The sequence below is a fragment of the Chryseobacterium sp. VD8 genome, from assembly GCF_037149975.1.
In the GTDB taxonomy this organism is placed as follows: domain Bacteria; phylum Bacteroidota; class Bacteroidia; order Flavobacteriales; family Weeksellaceae; genus Chryseobacterium; species Chryseobacterium indicum.
The window spans coordinates 1-16,955 of sequence record NZ_JBBCQL010000017.1 but is presented as its reverse complement, the minus strand read 5'-3'; the positions used below and the strand labels follow the sequence as shown (position 1 = coordinate 16,955).

Genomic DNA, 16,955 nt, shown 5'->3' with positions numbered 1-16,955 from the left:
AGAAAAAAAGTAATAATTATTTATACATTTATATAATGGAATTAATTCATCAGTTTTCATCAGGATTATTTATTATCCAGTCTGTTATTTTTCTGGCATTGTTATTCTTGTTAGGCAAATTTGCTTGGAAACCTATTTTAAAATCTATTAATGATAGAGAGACTTCTATTGTTGACGCTCTTAATCAGGCTACTTTGGCAAGAAAAGAGATGGAAACTTTAAAAGAGGATAACGAAAGAATTATTCGTGAAGCTAAAATCGAAAGAGATGCTATCCTTAAAGAAGCAAGAGAAATCAGAGATAAAATCGTAGGTGAGGCTAAAGATGTTGCTAAAGTAGAAGGAGATAAAATGATTGAAGCTGCTAAACAAACCATCAATGCTGAGAAAAATGCTGCAATGGCAGATATCAAAACTCAGATCGGTACTTTATCAGTAAACATCGCGGAGTCTATTTTGAAGCAGAAGTTAGATAACAGCGAAGCTCAAAACGAATTAGTTCAAAATTATTTAAACAAATCAAACCTTAACTAATAATGCTTACATCTAAAGTAGCTAAAAGATACGCACAAGGTTTACTTGACTTCACCAACGAATCAGGTCAAACGGCTACTGTATTTTCTGAAATGAAAGATGTAGTAAAAATCATGAAAGAGTCTGCAGACTTAAATAAATTTTTCATGACGCCTTACATCGATTCTAAAAAGAAAGTAGAAGTAGCAAACGAAATTTTCAAAGGTTTATCCGTTTCTTCCAAAAATTTGATTACATTGGTAATCAAGCACGGTCGTGAAAGCCAATTAAAGAATATCGCTCAGGAATTCATCAACAAAGTTGAAGATATCAGTGGAGTGCAGAGAGTAACGATAACAACGGCAACTCAGCTTTCTAAAGAAAACCTTGATGAGATTTTAAGAAATTCCAACCTTGTTAATACCAATGCAAATTTTGATTTGCAGCTGAATATAAGGCCTGAAATTTTAGGAGGTTACATTTTAAGAGTTGGAGACCAGCAAATAGATGCTTCTGTGAAGTCTAAACTTAATCAGGTTAAAAAAGATTTTAGCTTAAATTAATATAACAACACAGATGAAAAAAGTTTTATTTGGTTTAGCATTGATAATTGCATCTCTAACTTTTGGACAAAAGGTTAAGCTTAAAAAAGATATTGCATCAGTCGATGGAAAAGAGTACGTAAAGGTTACTGAAGATCCAGTTTCTCGTTACTCATACAATGTATCTTCTTTAAATGGAAATGATATATTTTACTTAAAATATAATAATTATAAAGATCCTAAAGAAGTAGATTACAAGTATAATCGTGATGGTTCTGTGGGGTACTTTGAAGTGATGTCAGCAGATTTAAACACTGTATATTTTGAAACTCACCTTACAGGATGTTTGATGGGCTGTAATATTACAGACAACTTTATCAAAATGATTTATGGAGGCAAAGTTGTAAAAGACGACGGTACTTTGGATCTTAACAGATTAGAAATTCTTTCTAAAAAAGTAGGATTTGAGTATACAAAAAAAAGAGATGAGATGGGAAATGTTCAAAATGGAGCAAATACAGTTATCATTCAGGATTCAAGACCAAGAAACGGTTTTAATATCAGTGTAGGAAGATAAAAATTATTTTTAAAAAAAGAAAAAACAACCATACAATGGCAGAAATAAATCCGGCAGAAGTATCTGCGATCTTAAAACAGCAATTGGCCAACTTCGATACTCAATCAAATGTTGAGGAAGTAGGTACAGTTTTAACCATCGGTGATGGTATTGCTCGTGTATACGGGTTAGAAAACGTACAATACGGAGAGTTGGTGAAATTTTCTAGTGATGTAGAAGGTATTGTACTAAACCTTGAAGAAGACAACGTAGGTGTTGCGCTACTTGGTGAAAGTAAATTAGTAAAAGAAGGAGATACAGTAAGAAGAACAAACAGAATCTCTTCTATTAAAGTAGGAGAAGGAATGTTAGGAAGAGTAGTAGATACTCTAGGTAACCCTATCGATGGTAAAGGTCCTATTACTGGGGATTTATACGAAATGCCATTGGAAAGAAAAGCTCCCGGAGTTATTTACAGACAGCCGGTAACTGAACCTTTACAGTCAGGTATCGTTGCAATCGACTCTATGATCCCTGTAGGAAGAGGACAGAGAGAGCTTATCATTGGTGACAGACAGACAGGTAAAACTACTGTTGCGATCGATACGATCATCAACCAAAAAGAATTCTTTGATGCAGGTAACCCTGTATATTGTATATATGTTGCTATCGGACAGAAAGCGTCTACTGTAGCACAAATCGTTAAAACACTTTCGGATAAAGGAGCTTTAGCATACACAGTAATCGTTGCGGCTAATGCATCAGATCCGGTTCCTATGCAGGTATATTCTGCAATGGCAGGAGCTGCAATCGGTGAGTTCTTCAGAGACACCGGAAGACCAGCTTTGATCGTTTATGATGATTTATCTAAACAAGCGGTTGCTTACCGTGAGCTTTCTCTACTTTTAAGAAGACCACCGGGTCGTGAAGCATATCCTGGAGACGTTTTCTACCTTCACTCAAGATTATTGGAAAGGGCTGCGAAAGTAATTGCAGATGACAATATCGCAAGACAGATGAACGATTTACCTGAGTCTTTAAGACCAATCGTAAAAGGTGGTGGTTCATTAACAGCACTTCCAATCATTGAAACTCAGGCGGGTGACGTTTCTGCGTATATTCCTACAAACGTAATCTCTATTACAGACGGACAGATCTTCTTGGAGTCTGATCTATTCAACTCAGGGGTTCGTCCTGCGATCAACGTTGGTATCTCTGTATCCAGAGTAGGAGGTAACGCTCAGATCAAATCAATGAAAAAAGTTTCTGGTACGCTTAAATTAGACCAGGCTCAGTATAAAGAATTAGAAGCGTTTGCTAAGTTCGGTTCAGACCTTGATGCTGCTACATTAGCGGTAATCTCTAAAGGGGAAAGAAACGTGGAAATCCTTAAGCAGCCGGTAAACTCTCCACTTCCGGTAGACAGCCAGGTTGCAATGATCTATGCAGGAACAGAGAACTTATTGAGAAACGTTCCTATCAGAAAAGTAAAAGAATTCCAGATAGAATACATCGAGTTCTTAAGATCTAAGCATCCTGATACAATGGCTGCAATTAAGGCAGGGAAAATTGATGATTCAATTACCAGCGTTCTTAAGCAGGCTGCAAATGACTTAGCTTCTAAATATAACTAAAAATTAGTTGATGGTTGTTGGCTGATAGTTGACAGAATTTTCTAAAACTAGCAACCAACAACCGACAACCAACAACTAACCCAATATGGCAAACTTAAAAGAAATACGAGGCAGAATTACGTCTATCTCATCCACGATGCAGATTACCCGTGCTATGAAAATGGTTTCCGCTGCGAAGCTTAAAAAAGCACAGGATGCAATCGTAATGTTAAGACCTTATTCTGAGAAATTACAGGAACTTATCCAGAATGTAAATTCCAGTTCAGATCCTGATCAGATTTCTGTTTATGCTCAGAAGAGAGAAGTAAAAAGAGTGCTTTTTATTGCAATTACTTCAAACAGAGGTCTTGCCGGAGCTTTTAACTCATCTATTGTTAAGGAGCTTAATGCACAGTTTCAGAACAAATCTCAATATGAGGTGGAAGTTTTGTCTATCGGTAAGAAAGCTTTTGATGCTGTAAGAAGAACCCGTAAGGTATACGCAAACGAAAGTGCTGTTTACGATAATCTGAACTTTGATACTGTAGCTCATGTTACTGAAGCTGTAATGAAAAACTTTACAGAAGGTAAATTTGATGAAGTATATTTAATTTATAATAAATTCGTTAATGCTGCCACTCAGGAAGTAACTACAGAACAGCTTCTTCCAATTTCAATGCCTGAGAATACAGAACCTCAGGTAGAAACAGATTATATTTTTGAGCCAAACAGAACAGAAATATTAGATAATCTGATTCCTAAATCAATCAAAACTCAGGTTTTCAAAGCCATCCTTGATTCAGTAGCTTCTGAACACGGAGCGAGAATGACAGCGATGCATAAAGCGACAGATAACGCGCAGGCTCTGAAAAATGATTTGGTAATTTTCTACAACAAAGCAAGACAGGCTGCTATTACAAACGAGATCTTAGAGATCGTTTCCGGAGCAGAAGCTTTGAAAAATTCGTAAAGAATTATTTTAACACAATATTAAAGCATCGTACATCACGATGCTTTTTTTGTTATTTTTATTTTGTATATATTTGTAGTACTAAATTTATATAATTTCTAAATGGATTCGGACATAGTCAGGCTTTTGCTGGCCTTATTACTTGTTTTACTTAATGGCTTTTTCGTAGCCGCAGAATTTTCAATTGTTAAAGTTCGTTATTCACAGATTCAGATAAAAGCCGCAGAAGGAAACTCTATGGCAAAGCAGGCAGAGCATATCATCAAACATCTTGATGAATATCTTTCGGCTACACAGCTCGGTATCACGCTGGCTTCTCTGGCTTTAGGTTGGGTTGGAGAAAGCGCATTGCACCATATTGTAGAAAATATTTTCCATTCGCTTAGTATTGATCTTAGTCAGGCAACCATCACTTCCATTTCGGTGATCACAAGTTTTGTACTGATTACGATTATGCACATTGTTTTCGGTGAGCTTATTCCGAAGTCAATTGCGATCAGAAAATCGGAATCTACTACAATGGCAACTGCAATTCCGTTAAGAGTTTTTTATACGGTTTTCAAGCCTTTTATTTGGTTAATGAACCTGATGTCGAATACCTTTTTGAGACTGGTAAAGATTCATCCGGCTTCAGAACATGAAATTCACTCTACAGAAGAACTTCAGCTTTTGGTAAAACAATCTGCTGACAGCGGAGAAATTGAAGAAGAAAATTATGAGATCATTAAAAATGCATTTGATTTTACAGATCATTCGGCAAAACAGATCATGGTTCCCCGTCAGAACATTACTTCCATAGATTTTGAAGAAGATATCAATGAAATCATCAATAAAATCATGGAAAGCGGATATTCCCGTATTCCAGTTTATGAAAATTCTATTGATAATGTGATCGGTGTTTTGTATACCAAGGAAATCATCAGAGAATTTGTAAAAAGAAAAGGTGAACTGAATCATGAAGATCTTAAAGAACTGATGCGTGAAGCATTTTTCGTTGTAGGAAGTAAAAAGATTTCAGACTTACTGAAAATTTTCCAGCAGAAAAAGCAGCATTTGGCAATCGTTATTGATGAATTCGGAGGAACTGAAGGGATCATTACTCTCGAAGATATTTTGGAGGAGCTTGTAGGAGAAATTCAGGATGAGGAAGACGATGAAGAAAAAATTGTAGACAAGATCGGAGAAAATACATATTGGGTTCAGGCAACACAGCCATTGGACGAAATCAATGAATTTATCCCTAAAAAATTACCGCTTTCCGAAGAAAGCGAGTACAATACATTAGCCGGTTTTATTCTTCATGCTTTAGCGGATATTCCGGAGGAAAATCAGGAGTTTGATCTGGAAGATTATCATTTTAAAATTCTTAAGATGAATAATAAGAGCGTTGAACTGGTAGAACTGGTCTATGAAGAACCGAACAGCATCAGTGATCTTGCAGAAAAAATAGGAGAAGTTTAAACAATAAAAAAATGATTTTTTATAACCATATAAAAGATTACGAAAATCCAAAACGTCAGTATGAAGAAGATGTTCTTGTTCTGGACGAAACGGATGAAGTATACAAGTTAGTCCTGCATAATGATGATGTCCATACATTTGATTATGTAATTGACTGCTTGATAGAGATCTGCAAACATACCTTAGAACAGGCGGAACAATGTACAATTCTTGTTCATTTTAAGGGTAAATGTACCGTAAAAACAGGTTCACTGGATATTTTGAAACCGATGCACGAAAAACTGCTTTCAAGAGAATTAACCAGCGAAATCGTATAAAATTGATCAGCTCCGACCATCGTCGGAGCTTTTTTTATGAGAGCAATCAATTATCAATTCATTAGAAGCCATAAGCTAAAAGTGGAATTTATGATCCTGTGTTTTTGTACAGTATTTTTTCTGAACAATTTCAGCTTTTAATATTTATTTGCATTCAAGTAAAATAGTATATTTGTAAAAACTATAAAGAAACAAAAACAATGCTTGTAATAGGAATTGCAGGAGGTACAGGCTCCGGCAAAACTACGGTTGTTGATAAGATCATTCAGCAGCTTGACATCGAAGGAATGAACATCCTTTCTCAGGATAACTATTATCATGATAATCATAATCTTACATTGGCGGAAAGAGAAGCCTTGAATTATGATCATCCCAAATCCATCGATTTTGACCTTCTGATACAACATGTAAAAGCTTTAAAAAATAACGAATCAATAGAGCAGCCGGTTTACAGCTTTGTAACGCATGGAAGAACAGGAGATCACGTTACCGTAGAACCTAAAAACGTATTGGTAGTAGAAGGAATTCTGGTTCTTACCAACAAGGAATTACTGAAGGAATTCGATCTTAAAGTTTTTGTGCATGCAGATTCAGACGAAAGGCTGATCAGGAGGATCAGGAGAGATACACAGGAAAGAGGAAGAGATCTTAACGAAGTATTACACCGTTATCAGACAACTTTGAAACCGATGCATCAGGAATTTATTGAGCCTTCCAAAAATGAAGCAGATCTGATCATCCCGAATATGAGACAGAATTCCGTTGCGATTGATTTTTTAACCACCGTTATTAAAAACTCGTTGAGAAAACATTAAAATGAAAGAAAATAAGCTTATTAAAGACATTCAGCCCAAGTCTGAAACATTCAAACTTATTCAGAAATATTTTTTGAATAAATATACCATTACAATCTGTCTGTTTCTGGTCTGGATGATTTTCTTTGATAAAACTTCTTTTCTGGTAATTAATGAACTGAACGGCGAAATCAGCAAATATGAAGAACAGCTTCAATATTATAAAACCGAATACGAAAAGAACGATGCGTTTTATAAAAAGCTGATGAACAATAAGTCTGAAAAAGAAAAATACGCAAGAGAAAACTATTTCATGAAAAAACCAAATGAAGAAATTTTCATCTTGGTCGTGGACAGCGCAAACACGAAGAAATAATTCTTTAATGAATTCTCAATAGTGAATTCTGCTTCGCAAATGGATTTAAAAAAATGATTTTTCGTCATTTATCATCATAGAAAAACCTTTGCGTTAGGATTATAATCAAATAAAAATTGATGAATAAAAGCGGATTGACTGTTGATCATTCACAAATTCAAACAAAAACTATGTCAAATACAGCCTGGGAAAATTTAGTAAAAAAACAGCTTAAAACAGACGATATTTACCCAATCCTTACTAAAGAAAATCTGGAAGGAATTGTTGTGAAACCTTTCTACGATTCTGTGCAGAAACCATTGGTAAATCTGCCGAAAATTGAAGAAAGCACGCATTTGGTAGCAAAATATCATGAAAGTTTAGAAGAAGATGTTTTTGCATTTATTTTAGACCAAAATGTAGAAAACCTCGAACAGAAAACCATTTTCGTAAATAATGCGGAACTCGCAGGTCACATCAGTCCGAAAGAAGAAGACCAATACTTTTCACTAATTGATGTTTTTGATGAAAAACAAGCTGTAATTAATGACCAGTTGGTCAAAGAATTACTCGCAAAACAGTTCAGAAGACATATTTGTGTAGATATTTCCCTTCATCAGAACGCTGGAGCCTCTATTGTTCAGCAATTGGGAATTGCTTTGGCAAAAACAAAAGAACTTGTAGAAATCTATGGTTCTGAGATTTTAAATAAACTGATCTTCAGAATAGCAGTCGGTGGAAATTACTTCTTTGAAATGGCTAAACTAAGAGCATTTAAAATAGTTTTCAATCAATTGTCAAAAGAATACGATCTGGATGAAATTCCATACATTTTTGCAGAAACTTCCCTGAGAAATAAAGCGGTTTCCGATAACGAAAACAACCTGATCCGTTCTACTTTAGAACTTGCAGCAGCCATGATCGGCGGAGCAGATGCCGTTTTCAGCAATAATTATCTGGTAGAAAAAAGCACCGAGAACTCAGAAGAAATCTCCTTCAAACAGCAGATTGTTCTTGCGTATGAAAGCATCATCAATGTTTTTGAAGATGCCTCTAACGGAAGTTATTATGTAGAAGATATTACACAGCAGATCGCAGAAAAATCATGGGCGTTTTTTGTGGAAATAGAGGAGAACGGAGGTTATCTGAAACTTTTAAAACAGGGAACTATTCAGAAAAATATCTACGATCATGCAGTTGAAGAACAGAAGTGGGTGGAAGAAGGTAAAATAAAGCTGATCGGCGTTAATTTATACCCAAAATTAGATCTCAAAAAGTCTGTTGAGGAACTTTATAACGAAAAAGAAATTAAATCCGTTCGCTGGGCGGAAATGTTTGAATAAAAAACTAAACTATGAAAAACTTGTATTTATTGATGGGGATTCTGATCTCTACTTTCGTCTTTTCACAGACGCAAAACAGAATTGTGGGAAATTGGCAGGGAGTCGATTCCAAAGGTATAAAAAACTCGGTTTCCTTTTCCAAAGACGGATATTTTAGTCTTCATGTGAAAGATTTAAATATGGTAGGTAAAAAGACACTCATTCAAAAAGGACCGTTTAAAGGAAAGTTTTCTTATATTAAGTATCAGTTGGATGAAACTACAGATCCTGCAAAAATCCTTATAAAAACGGGCTATTTTGAAGGTAATGAGGAAGTGGAAAAAGGTACATTGAACGGAATTGTCCGTTTTACAAACGATAAAGAAATGGATCTCTATCTTGATATGTCCGGAAAGGATACGGCAACTTTTGAGGAAGCGGACAAGAACCAGATCGTTCATCTCAAGAAAATTTCAAAATAAAGGTGAATAAACAGCTTTTAAAAGAAGAAATTCAGCAATTTATCAATGCAAATCTAAACGCAGATTTGCATTCTTTGTTATTAAAAAAATCCCCGTTTCCGGAAATTACCATACAGGAAATTGTCCAGCAGATCAAAGGAAAGCAGGTTGCACAGAAGAAATTTCCGTTTCTGCTGAAAGAAGGAATTATTTTTCCGCCGCAACTGAATTTAGAGCAGTCTTCCTCCGAAAAAACAGCATTGTATAAATCTCGAATCTTAAAAGGTAAAAAGTTCATCGATTTAACCAGCGGCTTTGGAATTGATGCCTATTATTTATCAGAAAGTTTCGAAGAAATAACTTTGGTGGAACAAAATGCTGAGCTTTTGGCAATTGTTGAACACAATTGGAACATTTTAGGAAGAAAAGCAAAGTTTACCAACCAGAACCTCGAAGATTTTTTAAATGAAAATAAAGAAACTTACGATGTAATCTATCTTGATCCCGCGCGAAGAGACCACAATAAAAATAAAGTCTTTTTACTCGAAGATCTGTCGCCTGATATTATTGATATCCAGGAAAAATTACTTTCTGTTTCCAACAAGGTAATAATAAAACTTTCGCCGTTAATTGATCTGAAATATCTGGCTTCTGTTTTACCCAATCTTTTCAGAATCGATATTATCGCTCTAAAAAATGATGTTAAAGAAGTCGTAGTATTTTTGTCAAACCAAAATTCAGACAAGATCATCTGTCATTCTGTAAACCTTGAAAGTGAAGAATCAATGTTTACATTCACATTTGGAGATGAAGAAACTACTGTTGCAGAGTTTGGTGAACCTGAAAAATACATCTACATTCCCAATAATTCGGTTTTAAAAGCCGGAGTTTTTAATGTAATCTCAGAAAAATTCAGATTAAAAAAACTACATCCGAATACACATCTTTACACGTTAAATCAAAAGATAACTGATTTTCCCGGAAGGATTTTAGAGATGGAAGTTATTGATGCTAAGCAGATTGTGAAGAAAAGTCAGTTCAATATCATTTCCAAAAATTATCCTCTAAAACCGGAAGAAATTAAGAAGAAATATAACCTGAAGGATGGCGGAGAAAACTATCTTATTTTTACACAATCCAAAAAAGGAAAAATTATACTAAAATCAGTATAAAAATGTTGCCGAAAAAAATAGGAATCCTTAATTTTGGACAATTAAAAATTAATAAGAATCGTCTTTGTTAATCTATGCAAAATGATTCTGCTGATCTTAAAAAAATAAATTTTACATATGAAAAAATTAGTTATATGTTTAGCTCTTGCTACTGTTGCTGTAAGCTGTAAGAAAATTCAGGCCGGAGGGAACAAAAATACCTTGAAACTTGAAGAAGGAGCAGAAAGATATTCAGATGATCCTCAAGGTGAAGGTCATGGTCAAGAAGCTGCCACAATGCATACAGAAGAGGCAACTGCAGAAAAGCACGAAGCCGAAGCGCCAAAAACAGACAGTACAGCAACTGCAAAACCTGCCGAAGCTAAAGAAGCTCCGAAAGCTGAACACTAATTAAAAGTACAATATAAAAATGTCCCGCAGCAATGTGGGATATTTTTTTTGAAGCTGTTTCGCGCTTTCCGCACTCGCTATTTTCTGGTTTTCGCCGCGGCGAAGCCGCGCCGAAAACCAGAAAATGAGCTCAGACAAATGCTGCAATCACGGCTAAACTGAAGTCTGTGAGTCAATTTCAGGGATAAAATACCATTCAGATTAAGATTTTCCGACAGCACACTTCAGACCTGAGGAAAATTATACGTTTTTGTTTGTTCCTGAGAAGCAAATTTTTTACTTTTAGCAAAATAATATTTTACAATGCAAGAGACATTAAATTACATCAACGAAAACAAACAGCGTTTCGTAGATGAATTATTTGAATTACTGAGAATACCTTCCATTTCTGCCGATCCGGCTTATAAAAACGATGTTTTGAAATGTGCAGATGTAGTAGCGGAACACCTTAAAAATGCAGGAGCAGATAATGTGAAAATTTGCCAGACCAAAGGCTATCCTATTGTGTACGGAGAAAAAATTTTAAATACAGATTTACCGACGGTTTTAGTATACGGACATTATGATGTTCAGCCTGCAGATCCGTTAGAATTGTGGACAAAACCGCCATTCGAACCTTATATTGAGAAAACAGAACTTCATCCGGAAGGAGCAATCTTTGCAAGAGGTTCAGCAGACGACAAAGGACAGTTTTTCATGCATCTGAAAGCTTTTGAAGCCATGATGAAGACCAATGCGCTTCCTTGCAATGTTAAATTTATTCTCGAAGGAGAAGAAGAAGTAGGCTCCGTAAGCTTAGGAGACTGGGTAAATGAAAATAAAGAAAAACTCTCTTGTGATTGTATTTTAATTTCAGATACCCATATTTACAGCAACGAACAACCTACTGTTACTACAGGTTTAAGAGGATTAAGCTACGTGGAAGTAGAAGTGGAAGGTCCAAACAGAGACCTGCATTCAGGACTTTATGGCGGTGCCGTTCCAAACCCGATCCACGTCCTGTCAAGAATGATTGCTAAACTAATTGACGAAGACGGTCACATAACAATCGACGGATTCTATGATAATGTAGAAACCGTTTCAGATTCAGACCGTGCAGATATGAATAAGCTGAAAGATAACCCTGAAGAATTCAAAAAATCTATCGGCTTAAACGGAGTGGAAGGAGAAAAAGGATATACTACACTCGAAAGAACCTCGATTCGCCCAACCTTAGACTGCAACGGAATTTGGGGAGGTTATACAGGAGAAGGAGCAAAAACTGTAATTCCGTCAAAGGCTTTTGCTAAAATTTCAATGCGTCTGGTTCCGTATCAGACTCCGGAAGAAATAACAGAAAAATTCACGAAATACTTTGAAAAAATTGCTCCGGAAAATGTAAAAGTAAAAGTTACTCCACATCATGGAGGAATGCCTTATGTTTTACCAACCGATACAAAAGAATTTATGGCAGCAAAACAGGCAATGGAATCAGCCTTCGGAAAAGAAGTTCTTCCTTACAGAGGAGGAGGAAGTATTCCGATTACTGCTATGTTCGAGCAGGTTTTAGGAGCTAAATCTGTTTTAATGGGCTTTGGATTAGATTCAGATGCGATCCACTCTCCAAACGAACATTACGGGCTGTTTAACTTTTATAAAGGAATAGAAAGTATTCCGTTATTTTTTGAGAATTATGCGAAGTAATTTTTAACAATCAATAAATGAGTTCCTTAGGATTTTTTTTCTTAAGGAATTTTTTTTATATTTAGTGCAGCTAATAAATTAATTGAAATATAATGAAAAAAATTCTACTTTTTATTTCCGGAATACTTTCTGTAGGCAGTATTTACGGACAGGTTATTGACAGCCAGAATTTTAACAGTTTAACTGCCGGAAATGTCGGAACAAACTTTACAGGAGCTTCTACAGGACAAGGAGGATATTATTTATTAAATGGTGCTGCTTCAGATTACCAGATCGCTACTATTGATGCGGCTCATGCAAATTCTTTAAAAGTTACTGCAGGACCGGGTTATGCAGCTACAAGCGATCCAAATAATCACTATGCTATTAAATTAGTAGGAGTAAATGCTACCACAGGTAACGATATTATAAAAGCGACATGTAGTTTTTATACCGGATCTGCAAACGGTACCGGATCTGTGTATATAACGCTTTTTGATGACGGAACAACTCCTTCAGTTATCATAAGTCTCATTTATAATGTTGCCACCAAATCTATTACAGCCGGAGGAACATTATCCAATGCTGGAACAAGAGGATTCTTTGGTATCAAAACTTTAGGAGCAACCTATCCTGCGAACACTTGGGTTACTGTAGGAATGGCATATAATATGACGACAGGAGTTATGAACTGGTATACTCCGCAGGAAAGCTACACTTTCTCTTCTCCACCTGCAGGATATACACTAATTCCTGGATTAGATGTTGGGCAGTACCGCACCTATAATATTAATGCATCAGGAAATTCAGTTGCCTATAATTGGGCGATCGATGACTTTAATCTTTCTTATTCTAACAATACAATCCTCGCTACTAAAGAAGAAGTTTCGAATACAAAAGAAATTATTGATATTTATCCTAACCCTGCAAAAGATATTGTAACTATTGAAGGTAAAAATAAAATACTTTCGGTGTATGTTTATGATCTTTCCGGAAAAAGAATCGATCTTCCTTTAAGCGGTAATAAAGTGAATGTTTCCGGCTTAGCAAATGGAAATTATTTATTAGGAATTAAAACAGAGGCAGGTTTTGTCACCAAAAAACTGATCAAAGAATAATATTGAAAATATTTTTAATAATAAGGCTGCATTGTAAATAATGTAGCCTTTATTGTTAAAATTTTACTTATAATTGTGGTATCAGTATCATTTTTTAAATATAATTGTTTTGTTTTCAAAATATTATTAATATATTTATAAAACTAAATTTTAATGATATGAGAAAAATTTTACTACTCGGCTCGTTTCTGAGCCTGGTCTCGATGTACGCGCAGACAAACGTTTACAGCTATGGTTTTGATACCGCTTTTACAACCTGGACAACCTCTAATCAAAGTAGTCCTGTAACTACCTCGGTTTGGACAAAAGCCACTTATACCACTCCTTTAACCAATCCCCTGTTTGGAAGCGGCAACACAACTACTGTTCCTGTGGGACAGGCAGGAGGCAGCAATTCTTTTGCTTTAGTAAATTATACAAGTACATCTGGTGCGGGAACAATCAGCAACTGGTTATTCACGAATGCAATAGACGTTAAAAACGGCGACATTGTAAGCTTTTATTCCAGAAAAGGAACAGACGGAACTACCGATTATCCTGATCGTCTGGAACTAAGATATGCATTAGCGGCCGGAGCCGTTCTTCCGACTACCGGAGCTGCTGATGTGGGTTCCTTTACAAACTTAGGAGTATCTGTTAATCCAACTTTGGCAGGAAACTTTGTTTATCCCAAAATATGGACAAAATATAGCTTTACGGTTACCGGAGTAGGAACAACACCGGTTCCCGTAAGATTTGCTTTCAGATACTATGTAACCGATGGAGGTCCAAGTGGAAATAATTCGGATCTTATTGGTATTGATACTTTTTCCATAGACAGACCTACATTATCAACCAATGATGTTTCTTTGAGTGATAAAGGAGTTTCTGTTTATCCAAATCCCACAACAGATTACATTTCTGTTAAATCTGCAGACAAATTCAGTAACATCGAAGTATTTGATATTGCCGGTAAAAAAGTAGATGTAAAACTGGAGGGAGATAAAATAAATGTAAAACATCTGAATGCTGGTTCATATATTATCAGTATTGAATCTAAAGGAAATAAAATTTCCCAGAAATTCATCAAAAAATAAATTAAGTTTAATATTATTTTCAAAGCGCTTCTACTCGGAGCGCTTTTTTATTTGAACCAGTAAACTGACAAATGTTAGGCAATAAAAATTACTTTATTTAAAGCATTTTTGCTATTTTTAAGAACTTAAATTCGCAATAATATGATCAAAGATAAAGTAGCATACATCACAGGTGGAACAAAGGGAATTGGTTTCGGAATTGCCAAAATTTTACTTGAAAACGGAGTTTCAGTTGCATTTTCGGGAAGAAAAAAAGAAGATGTAGAAAAAGCTGAACAGGAATTAAAGCTGATTTCTGAAAATGTTCTGGGAATTGTATCTGATGTTAAAAATCTTACCAATGAAGAAGATGCAGTAAGACAGATAAAAGAAAAGTTCGGAAGACTGGATTTTGTGATTGCAAATGCGGGTTTAGGAATTTTTAAGCCTGTTGATAAACTATCTGCTGAAGAGTGGAATGATATGATTGAAACGAATTTAACAGGTGTTTTCTACACATTAAAAGCTTCTGTAGAAGAATTGAAAAAGACAGAAGGATATTATATCACAGTTTCAAGTCTTGCAGGAGCAAATTTCTTTGAAAACGGAACAGGTTATAACGCCTCAAAATTTGGTGTGGTAGGGTTTACGCAGGCAGCAATGATCGATTTACGAAAGTACAACATCAAATCTACCGTAATTATGCCAGGTTCTGTAGCCACCCATTTCAACGGAAATACTCCTTCGGAAAAAGACGCATGGAAGATTCAGCCTGAAGATATGGGGAATCTGGTTTTGGATATTTTAAAAATGAACTCGAGAGTTTTACCGAGTAAGATTGAATTTCGGGCAACAAAACCCGCTAAATAATGGACTTTAATGCATTGAATAGTAAAATAATAAGTACTATGCATGCATAATATATTTTTTATTTATATTAGCAACAGATAATTGAGTTAAAATTTAAACAAACATTAAATTAATTAAGGGCTAAAAAATAGTACACATGAAACCTAAAAGTTTCATCTGACCATTAAAACAATAAGAACAACATATGAAAATATTAGTTTGTATAAGTAGTGTTCCGGATACTACTTCCAAAATTAACTTTACAGCGGATAAATCTGCATTCGACAAAAACGGAATTCAGTGGGTAATTAATCCTCTTGACGAATTTGCGTTAACAAAAGCAATAAAATTACAGGAATCTCAGGGAGCAACAGTAACCGTAATCAACGTAGGAGATGTTTCTACCGAACCTGTTGTAAGAAAAGCTTTGGCAATCGGAGCAAATGATGCAGTGAGAGTAAATCTTGATCCTAAAGACAGTTTCTCTACAGCTAAAGAAATTGCAGCAGTTGCACAAAACGGAGGATACGATTTAATCCTTTGCGGTAAAGAATCAATAGACTATAACGGAGGTTCTGTTCCGGGAATGGTAGCTCAGTTATTGAACCAGCCTTTCGTAAACGCTTCTGTAGGACTTGATGTAAACGGAAGTGAAGCTACTGCGGTAAGAGAAATTGAAGGCGGTAAAGAAACTATTTCTGTAAAATTACCGGCTGTAATCGCGGGTCAGAAAGGATTGGTAGACGAAAAAGATCTTATCATCCCTAACATGAGAGGAATTATGTCTGCAAGAACAAAACCTTTGCAGGTAGTTGAACCTACTTCTTCTGAGGTGAAAGTTCAGGGAGTTTCTTATGACAGCGTTCCGCCAAGAGCAGCTGTAAAACTGGTTTCTCCGGATAATTTGGATGAATTGGTAAGATTACTTCACGAAGAAGCAAAAGTTATCTAATATTGAGGCTAAGACTGAGTTTTAGATTTAAATTCTAAATCTTAGCCTAAACCTAAACCTTTAATTTTTTAAAATTCAAAAAATGGCAGTATTCGTATACGCAGAAAATATAAACGGAGTTTACAAAAAAGCAGCTTTTGAAGCAGTTTCTTATGCTAAAGCTGTTGCAGATCAGGCCGGAGATACCGTAACGGCAATCTCTGTAAACCCTACAGATTCTTCAGATCTATTGTATAAATATGGAGCATCAAACGTAATCAACATCAAAGACGAAGGTCTTAAAAGTTTCTCAGCTAAAGCTTATGCTCAGGCGGTAAGTGAAGTAGCAAACGGAAACATCATCGTTTTCCCTCACACAACAGATGCTTCTTCCATTGCTCCGATGTTGGCAGTAATGAACGGACATTCTTTAATTACAAATGTATTGGAAGCTCCTGAAAGTCTTTCTCCGTTTCAGGTGAAAAGAAGAGCTTTCTCAGGAAAAGGATTTATGCATGCAAAAGCAGAAGGAAGCGGGGTAATTGTAACCGTTTCTCAAAATGCTTTCGGAGTGAAGGAAAATGCAGTTTCCGGATCAGAAGAAGTGAAAAATCTATCCGTTGCTAATGAAGATACAAAAGTAATTTCTCATGAGCAGAGTTCAGGAAAATTAGACCTTAAAGAAGCAGAAATCGTAGTTTCTGCTGGAAGAGGGTTAAAAGGTCCTGAAAACTGGGGAATGGTAGAAGATCTGGCAAATGTTTTGGGCGCAGCAACAGCGTGTTCAAAACCGGTTTCAGATATTGGATGGAGACCTCACACAGAACACGTAGGACAGACAGGTAAGGCAATTTCTCCGAATCTTTATATTGCAA

19 protein-coding genes are annotated in these 16,955 nt (G+C 35.7%); all 19 read left to right on the top strand.

Annotation, left to right across the window (positions count from 1 at the left end; translation table 11 throughout):
• The first annotated feature begins 35 nt into the window (after positions 1 to 35).
• Positions 36 to 533 carry a F0F1 ATP synthase subunit B gene (locus WFK35_RS03600; RefSeq protein ID WP_108409973.1) on the top strand — a complete coding sequence of 166 codons (498 nt, stop codon included), beginning with the start codon at positions 36 to 38 and terminating at the stop codon, positions 531 to 533.
• Positions 534 to 535: 2 nt separating this feature from the next.
• Positions 536 to 1,075 carry an ATP synthase F1 subunit delta gene (gene atpH, locus WFK35_RS03595; RefSeq protein ID WP_336731378.1) on the top strand — a complete coding sequence of 180 codons (540 nt, stop codon included), beginning with the start codon at positions 536 to 538 and terminating at the stop codon, positions 1,073 to 1,075.
• Between the two features lie 13 nt (positions 1,076 to 1,088).
• Complete coding sequence (locus tag WFK35_RS03590; RefSeq protein ID WP_235130641.1) at positions 1,089 to 1,631, top strand: hypothetical protein; 543 nt, start codon at positions 1,089 to 1,091, stop codon at positions 1,629 to 1,631.
• 35 nt (positions 1,632 to 1,666) lie between these two features.
• Positions 1,667 to 3,244 carry a F0F1 ATP synthase subunit alpha gene (gene atpA, locus WFK35_RS03585; protein ID WP_214589884.1) on the top strand — a complete coding sequence of 526 codons (1,578 nt, stop codon included), beginning with the start codon at positions 1,667 to 1,669 and terminating at the stop codon, positions 3,242 to 3,244.
• An 85-nt stretch (positions 3,245 to 3,329) separates the two neighbouring features.
• Positions 3,330 to 4,193 carry an ATP synthase F1 subunit gamma gene (gene atpG, locus WFK35_RS03580; RefSeq protein WP_214589883.1) on the top strand — a complete coding sequence of 288 codons (864 nt, stop codon included), beginning with the start codon at positions 3,330 to 3,332 and terminating at the stop codon, positions 4,191 to 4,193.
• 102 nt (positions 4,194 to 4,295) lie between these two features.
• Positions 4,296 to 5,654, top strand: a complete 1,359-nt coding sequence (locus tag WFK35_RS03575; protein WP_336731376.1) for a hemolysin family protein — start codon at positions 4,296 to 4,298, stop codon at positions 5,652 to 5,654.
• Between the two features lie 11 nt (positions 5,655 to 5,665).
• Positions 5,666 to 5,971 (top strand): ATP-dependent Clp protease adaptor ClpS, encoded by a 306-nt coding sequence (locus tag WFK35_RS03570; protein ID WP_214589881.1) that lies wholly within the window; start codon positions 5,666 to 5,668, stop codon positions 5,969 to 5,971.
• Between the two features lie 200 nt (positions 5,972 to 6,171).
• Positions 6,172 to 6,786 carry a uridine kinase gene (gene udk / locus WFK35_RS03565; protein ID WP_235130646.1) on the top strand — a complete coding sequence of 205 codons (615 nt, stop codon included), beginning with the start codon at positions 6,172 to 6,174 and terminating at the stop codon, positions 6,784 to 6,786.
• 1 nt (position 6,787) lies between these two features.
• Positions 6,788 to 7,141, top strand: a complete 354-nt coding sequence (locus WFK35_RS03560; protein WP_235130648.1) for an FtsB family cell division protein — start codon at positions 6,788 to 6,790, stop codon at positions 7,139 to 7,141.
• Positions 7,142 to 7,311: 170 nt separating this feature from the next.
• Complete coding sequence (locus WFK35_RS03555) at positions 7,312 to 8,463, top strand: methylmalonyl-CoA mutase family protein (RefSeq protein ID WP_336731375.1); 1,152 nt, start codon at positions 7,312 to 7,314, stop codon at positions 8,461 to 8,463.
• A gap of 11 nt (positions 8,464 to 8,474) precedes the next feature.
• Positions 8,475 to 8,924: a hypothetical protein gene (locus tag WFK35_RS03550; protein WP_336731374.1), complete on the top strand. Its 450-nt coding sequence runs from the start codon at positions 8,475 to 8,477 to the stop codon at positions 8,922 to 8,924.
• A gap of 2 nt (positions 8,925 to 8,926) precedes the next feature.
• Positions 8,927 to 10,075: a THUMP-like domain-containing protein gene (locus WFK35_RS03545; protein WP_336731372.1), complete on the top strand. Its 1,149-nt coding sequence runs from the start codon at positions 8,927 to 8,929 to the stop codon at positions 10,073 to 10,075.
• Between the two features lie 117 nt (positions 10,076 to 10,192).
• The gene (locus WFK35_RS03540) at positions 10,193 to 10,465 is read left to right on the top strand and encodes a hypothetical protein (RefSeq protein ID WP_336731371.1); all 273 of its coding nucleotides are present in this window, start codon (positions 10,193 to 10,195) and stop codon (positions 10,463 to 10,465) included.
• Positions 10,466 to 10,768: 303 nt separating this feature from the next.
• Complete coding sequence (locus WFK35_RS03535) at positions 10,769 to 12,148, top strand: dipeptidase (protein WP_336731369.1); 1,380 nt, start codon at positions 10,769 to 10,771, stop codon at positions 12,146 to 12,148.
• A 92-nt stretch (positions 12,149 to 12,240) separates the two neighbouring features.
• The gene (locus WFK35_RS03530) at positions 12,241 to 13,245 is read left to right on the top strand and encodes a T9SS type A sorting domain-containing protein (protein ID WP_214589874.1); all 1,005 of its coding nucleotides are present in this window, start codon (positions 12,241 to 12,243) and stop codon (positions 13,243 to 13,245) included.
• A gap of 158 nt (positions 13,246 to 13,403) precedes the next feature.
• Positions 13,404 to 14,321, top strand: coding sequence for a T9SS-dependent choice-of-anchor J family protein (locus WFK35_RS03525; RefSeq protein ID WP_336731368.1), 918 nt, complete (start codon positions 13,404 to 13,406; stop codon positions 14,319 to 14,321).
• 141 nt (positions 14,322 to 14,462) lie between these two features.
• Positions 14,463 to 15,170 (top strand): SDR family oxidoreductase, encoded by a 708-nt coding sequence (locus tag WFK35_RS03520; RefSeq protein WP_336731366.1) that lies wholly within the window; start codon positions 14,463 to 14,465, stop codon positions 15,168 to 15,170.
• Between the two features lie 184 nt (positions 15,171 to 15,354).
• The gene (locus WFK35_RS03515; protein ID WP_116099204.1) at positions 15,355 to 16,101 is read left to right on the top strand and encodes an electron transfer flavoprotein subunit beta/FixA family protein; all 747 of its coding nucleotides are present in this window, start codon (positions 15,355 to 15,357) and stop codon (positions 16,099 to 16,101) included.
• A gap of 82 nt (positions 16,102 to 16,183) precedes the next feature.
• The coding region (locus WFK35_RS03510) for an electron transfer flavoprotein subunit alpha/FixB family protein (RefSeq protein ID WP_336731365.1) at positions 16,184 to 16,955 on the top strand (772 nt) is incomplete at its 3' end.

Coding starts and splice junctions, on each gene's coding strand:
- WFK35_RS03600 (WP_108409973.1), top strand. CDS start 36: ATGGAATTAATTCATCAGTTTTCATCAGGATTATTTATTATCCAGTCT.
- atpH (WP_336731378.1), top strand. CDS start 536: ATGCTTACATCTAAAGTAGCTAAAAGATACGCACAAGGTTTACTTGAC.
- WFK35_RS03590 (WP_235130641.1), top strand. CDS start 1,089: ATGAAAAAAGTTTTATTTGGTTTAGCATTGATAATTGCATCTCTAACT.
- atpA (WP_214589884.1), top strand. CDS start 1,667: ATGGCAGAAATAAATCCGGCAGAAGTATCTGCGATCTTAAAACAGCAA.
- atpG (WP_214589883.1), top strand. CDS start 3,330: ATGGCAAACTTAAAAGAAATACGAGGCAGAATTACGTCTATCTCATCC.
- WFK35_RS03575 (WP_336731376.1), top strand. CDS start 4,296: ATGGATTCGGACATAGTCAGGCTTTTGCTGGCCTTATTACTTGTTTTA.
- WFK35_RS03570 (WP_214589881.1), top strand. CDS start 5,666: ATGATTTTTTATAACCATATAAAAGATTACGAAAATCCAAAACGTCAG.
- udk (WP_235130646.1), top strand. CDS start 6,172: ATGCTTGTAATAGGAATTGCAGGAGGTACAGGCTCCGGCAAAACTACG.
- WFK35_RS03560 (WP_235130648.1), top strand. CDS start 6,788: ATGAAAGAAAATAAGCTTATTAAAGACATTCAGCCCAAGTCTGAAACA.
- WFK35_RS03555 (WP_336731375.1), top strand. CDS start 7,312: ATGTCAAATACAGCCTGGGAAAATTTAGTAAAAAAACAGCTTAAAACA.
- WFK35_RS03550 (WP_336731374.1), top strand. CDS start 8,475: ATGAAAAACTTGTATTTATTGATGGGGATTCTGATCTCTACTTTCGTC.
- WFK35_RS03540 (WP_336731371.1), top strand. CDS start 10,193: ATGAAAAAATTAGTTATATGTTTAGCTCTTGCTACTGTTGCTGTAAGC.
- WFK35_RS03535 (WP_336731369.1), top strand. CDS start 10,769: ATGCAAGAGACATTAAATTACATCAACGAAAACAAACAGCGTTTCGTA.
- WFK35_RS03530 (WP_214589874.1), top strand. CDS start 12,241: ATGAAAAAAATTCTACTTTTTATTTCCGGAATACTTTCTGTAGGCAGT.
- WFK35_RS03525 (WP_336731368.1), top strand. CDS start 13,404: ATGAGAAAAATTTTACTACTCGGCTCGTTTCTGAGCCTGGTCTCGATG.
- WFK35_RS03520 (WP_336731366.1), top strand. CDS start 14,463: ATGATCAAAGATAAAGTAGCATACATCACAGGTGGAACAAAGGGAATT.
- WFK35_RS03515 (WP_116099204.1), top strand. CDS start 15,355: ATGAAAATATTAGTTTGTATAAGTAGTGTTCCGGATACTACTTCCAAA.